The 4,506-nt window shown below is 71.7% G+C and carries 4 protein-coding genes; 1 reads left to right on the top strand and 3 read right to left on the bottom strand.

The features are described from left to right. Positions 1-362: 362 nt before the first annotated feature. Positions 363-1,298, top strand: coding sequence for an EamA family transporter (locus RZR99_RS23385; protein WP_323122155.1), 936 nt, complete (start codon positions 363-365; stop codon positions 1,296-1,298). A 120-nt stretch (positions 1,299-1,418) separates the two neighbouring features. Here RZR99_RS23385 and RZR99_RS23380 read toward each other — a convergent pair whose 3' ends face one another. From RZR99_RS23380 to RZR99_RS23370, 3 genes are all read right to left on the bottom strand, one after another. Then, entirely contained in the window at positions 1,419-2,621 is a 1,203-nt protein-coding gene (locus RZR99_RS23380; RefSeq protein WP_323122154.1) for an MFS transporter, read from the bottom strand. A 341-nt stretch (positions 2,622-2,962) separates the two neighbouring features. Then, positions 2,963-3,787 carry a phosphodiesterase gene (locus tag RZR99_RS23375; protein WP_323122153.1) on the bottom strand — a complete coding sequence of 275 codons (825 nt, stop codon included), beginning with the start codon at positions 3,785-3,787 and terminating at the stop codon, positions 2,963-2,965. A gap of 22 nt (positions 3,788-3,809) precedes the next feature. After that, positions 3,810-4,506, bottom strand: a 697-nt coding sequence (locus tag RZR99_RS23370) for an ABC transporter ATP-binding protein (protein WP_323122152.1), incomplete at its 5' end; no start/stop codon positions are given.

The following is a 4,506-nucleotide window of genomic DNA, read 5'->3' as shown; positions in this document are numbered from 1 at the left end:
CCCCGCGCCCCCCCCGGCGGCGCCGCGCGTCCCGACAGGCTGGAAAGGGCGGCGCGCGAGAGGCGCGACAGGCCGCCCCGGGCGCACAGATGTCGCGCCGAAACGTCACCGCGAACGCTTTCGGACGCGCTCGAGATTCGCCTTACATTCCTTAATGCATAATGCAGTCGGTGCGCGATCGCAACGGCGCACGGTGTAGTCCAGATCCACCCGAAACCCTCCGGTTCATTTCCGTCGCCGCACGCCTCGACATGCCGTTCCGCACGCCTTCCTCCGCCGCCCCGACCGCGCGGGCGCCGCTTTCCGGACATTCTGCTCCTTCCGTTCCAGGCCCGCGAGCCGCCGCGCAGGCAGGCTGATCGATGACGCCGTTCGACCGCTTGCTCGCCTTCTTCGGGCGCTATCCGATCCGCTTGCCGCAAAGCCGCGGCGGCCGCATCGCGCTGGCGCTCACGTTCATCTACATCGTGTGGGGTTCGACCTACCTCGCGCTGCACGTCGCGCTCGGCTCGTTTGCGCCGCTCCTGCTGTCCGGACTGCGCAATCTGCTGGCGGGCATCGGGCTGTTCGTGTTCGCGGTGCGGCGCAGGCCGGCGTGGCCGTCGCTGGTCGAGATCCGCAACGCGGCGATCGTCGGCACGATGCTCGTCGCGCTGTCGTCCGGGCTGATCGCGCTCGGCATGCGCACGGTCAGCAGCGGTTCGGCGGCCGTGATGGTCGCCACCGTGCCGCTGTTCGCGACGGTGATCGCGGCGGTGGCGGGGCGGCCGATCTCGAAGGGCGAATGGGCGGCCGTCGCGCTCGGCATGGTCGGCATCGTGGTGCTGAATTCGGGCGGACCGGCATCGGCCGGCTCGACGCTCGGCAGCATCACCGTGCTGGCCGGCGCGCTGTTCTGGGCGGGCGGCGCGCATCTGGCCGCGCGCCTCAAGCTGCCGTCCGACCTGTTCCTGTCGACCGCGCTGCAGATCGGGCTCGGCGGACTGGCGTCGACGCTCGTCGCGTGGTTCCTCGGCGAGCGCATCGAGCAGATCGCGTTCCTGCCGGCCGTCGCGTTCCTCTATCTGATGATCGCCGGTACGATGGTCGCGTATGTGGCCTACGGCTACCTGATCCGCCATACCAGCCCGATCATCGCGAGCAGCTGCATGTACGTGAATCCCGTCGTCGCCGTGGCGCTCGGCGCGTTGCTGCTCGGCGAGCCGGTGACCATGGCGACCGTCGTCGCGACTGTCGCGATTCTCGGCAGCGTCGGGCTGTCGTTCGTGTTCGACCCGGCGCGCAAGCAAGTGTCGTAGCCGCGTGCGCCGCTCCCGGGCGCGGTAAAAACAAGGCCCGTTCGCCGGTTCGGCGAACGGGCCTTGTGCATCATGCGGCCGGATATCGTACTCGGCGCCCCTGGCTGCCGGCGCCGGCCTCTAGGCCGTCGTTGCGCGGCCGCGGGAATGGCAGAGCGCGGCGAGCAGCGAGAACGCGACGCCGACCGCGCAGACCCCGGTCCAGCCCGCGACGCGCCACGCCATCACGCCGGCCGACGATCCGAGCGCGCCGCCGATGAAATAGCAGACCATGTAGACGGTATTCACGCGGCTGCGCGCGTCGGGCTTCAGCGCATAGATTCGGGACTGGTTGGAGATTTGCGCGGCCTGCACGCCGACGTCGAGCACGATCACGCCGATCACGAGCCCGGCGATGCTGGCTCCCGAGAACGCGAAGATCACGAACGACAACCCGACCAGCGCGATCGCGAGCGTGATGATCGCGCGCGGGCCGCGCTTGTCGGCGAACCGGCCGGCGTAGGGCGCGGCCAGCGCGCCGGCCGCGCCGACGACGCCGAACAGGCCCGCCACCTGCGGGCCGAAGTGGAACGGCGCGCCCGCGAGCAGCAGGGTGAGGGCCGGCCAGAATGCGCTGAACGCCGCGAAGATCGCGGCGCCCGTCAGCGAGGCCTCGCGCAATCCGCGCAATTCGACCGCGAGGTGCCACAGCGACGCGAGCAGCTTGCCGTAGGGCAGCGACGATGTCGGCGTGCTGCGCGGCAGCCGCGCGACGACGACCGCGGCGAGCACCATCAGCGCGGCGACCGACGCGCCGAACACCGCGCGCCAGCCGAAATACTCGGCGACGAAGCCGGCCGCGGTGCGCGCGAGCAGGATGCCGAGCAGCAGGCCGCTCATCACGGTGCCGACCGCTTGTCCGCGCTCGTGCGGCGGCGCGATTTCGGCGGCGAACGGCACGGCCTGCTGTGCGATGGTCGCCAGGATGCCGATCGCGAGACTCGCCAGCGCGAGCACCGACAGCGTCGGCGCGGCGGCGGCGACGATCAGCGCGATCGACAGGCCCGCGATCTGCAGCAGGATCAGCAGGCGCCGGTCGAAGCGGTCGCCGAGCGGCGCGAGCAGCAGCATGCCCGCCGCGTAGCCGAGCTGGGTTGCGGTCGGCACCGCGCCGATCCACGACGCGCCGGCCGGGAACGACGCGCGGAAGCTGTCGAGCAGCGGCTGGTTGTAGTAGATGTTCGCGACCGAGACGCCGGCGATGGTCGCGAGCAGGAGCAGCAGGCCGCGCGAATAGTGATGCGAGGCGGCGGCGGGGGAGTCTGAGGCGGAGGAAGCGGGCATGGCAGTGTCGGACGGAGTCGCGGCGCGCGGGCCGCACCGGTGCCCGCGTCGAGCGGGGCGGCGTGCGGCGAAACGCCAAGGCTGCCGATCATACCGGACAGACCGGAAGTCTGCCGGCGCCACGGTGCGCCGGCGGATTGGCGGGGCGGCCGGTTGCGCCGGGCGCGAGGGGGCGACTCGATGGCGCGGACCGGCGTTGCCGGAGATCCGCGATTTGTCGGACTCGCTGGAGGCGGCGGAGGCGGCCGAGTCGCCGAAACACCGAGATCCCCGAAAGGCACGACCTACAGCCCCCCATCCGACGCCATCCCCGGCACCGTTGATCCGCGCGTTCGCCGCCGCTAGTCGATCAGCGCGCCCGTCGGCTCGAAGAACGGATGCGGCCCGTCGCCCGCGTCGACATAGACGTGATGCGTGGTCAGCCCCGCTTCCGGCGTATAGCGGTGCATGGCGAACGCGGGCGCTTCCATCGTGAACGACGACGGCGCATCGCCGCGCAGGTCGAACGTGACCTGATGCGCGGGGGCGGGCACCGCCGCCGCGATGGTGCCGCCGAAGCGCGTGAACATCGCGCGGTGCACGTGCCCGCACAGCACGCGCTCGACGTTCGGATGGCCGCGCAGCAGCGCATCGAGCTTGCCGGCCGCCGCCGGATCGAGCCGCATCGCATCCATGTGTTCGATACCCGACGCGAACGGCGGATGATGCAGCGCGACCACGACCGGCCGGCCGCGCGCCGCGTCGAGCTGCTCCGCGAGCCATGCGAGCCGCGCGTCGCACAGCGTGCCGCCGCTCGTGCCGGGGATCTGCGAATCCAGCGCGATGATCCGCAGCGGCCCGAGATCGAGCGCGTACTGGACGAATTCGCCGTGCTGCAGTTCGTCGCGCTCGCCGAACGCGCGCCGCAACGCCGCGCGTTCGTCGTGGTTGCCGACCAGCAGGTAGTACGGAATCTCGAGCGGCGCGAGCAGCGCCTTCAAGTGCCGGTATTCGTCGTCGTGGCCGAAATCGGTCAGGTCGCCGGTGACGAGCACGGCGTCGGGGCGCGGGTCGAGGGCGTTGAGCCGCGCGACGCAGCGCGCGAAATGCGCGGCGGTGTCGACGCGCTGATACGCGAGCGAGCCGGGGCGCTTGATGTGAAGATCGCTGATGTGGGCGAGCAGCATCGTCATTCCTTGTAGGGGCGCGTCAGGCGAGCGTGATCAGGCCCTCGGGGGCGATCGTCAGGCCGACGGGCGTGCCGGCGGCGAGTTCGATGCGGCCGGGGACGTCGATGACGAGCGCATCGGGCGCGGCGTGTTCGATTGTAAGGCGGGTGCGCTCGCCGAGGAATGCGCAGCCGGCCACCGCGCCGCGCAGCGCGGCGCGCGCCGGATCCGCGAGCTGCGCGTCCTCGGGGCGGAAGAACAGCTCGTCGGCGGGGCGCTCGGCGGGTACGGCGCCGCCCGTCGTCACCAGCGCGCCGTCGCGCCACTCGCCCGCGAGCCGGTTCAGCGTGCCGATGAACTGGGCGACCGCGCGGTTCGCCGGCCGGTAGTAGATGTCGCGCGGCGTGCCGATCTGCTCGATCCGGCCCGCGCCCATCACGACGATCCGGTCGCCCAGCTCCATCGCCTCGGCCTGGTCGTGCGTCACGTAGACGGTCGTGACGCCCAGCTCGCGGAGCAGCGCGTTCATCTCGCGGCGCAGCGTGTCGCGCAGCTTCGCGTCGAGCGCCGTCAGCGGTTCGTCGAGCAGCAGCACGCGCGGCCGCACGGCGAGCGCGCGGGCCAGCGCGACACGCTGCCGCTGGCCGCCCGACAACTGATCGATCGGTTTGTCGGCATGCGCTTCGAGCCGCATCATCGCCAGCAGTTCGTCGACCCGGCCGCGTTGCGCGGCCGGG

Source organism: Burkholderia alba (genome assembly GCF_034721475.1).
Taxonomy (GTDB): Bacteria; Pseudomonadota; Gammaproteobacteria; order Burkholderiales; family Burkholderiaceae; genus Burkholderia; species Burkholderia alba.
Note: the sequence above shows the minus strand (reverse complement) of the source record. Positions and strands in the feature narration are given on the sequence as shown.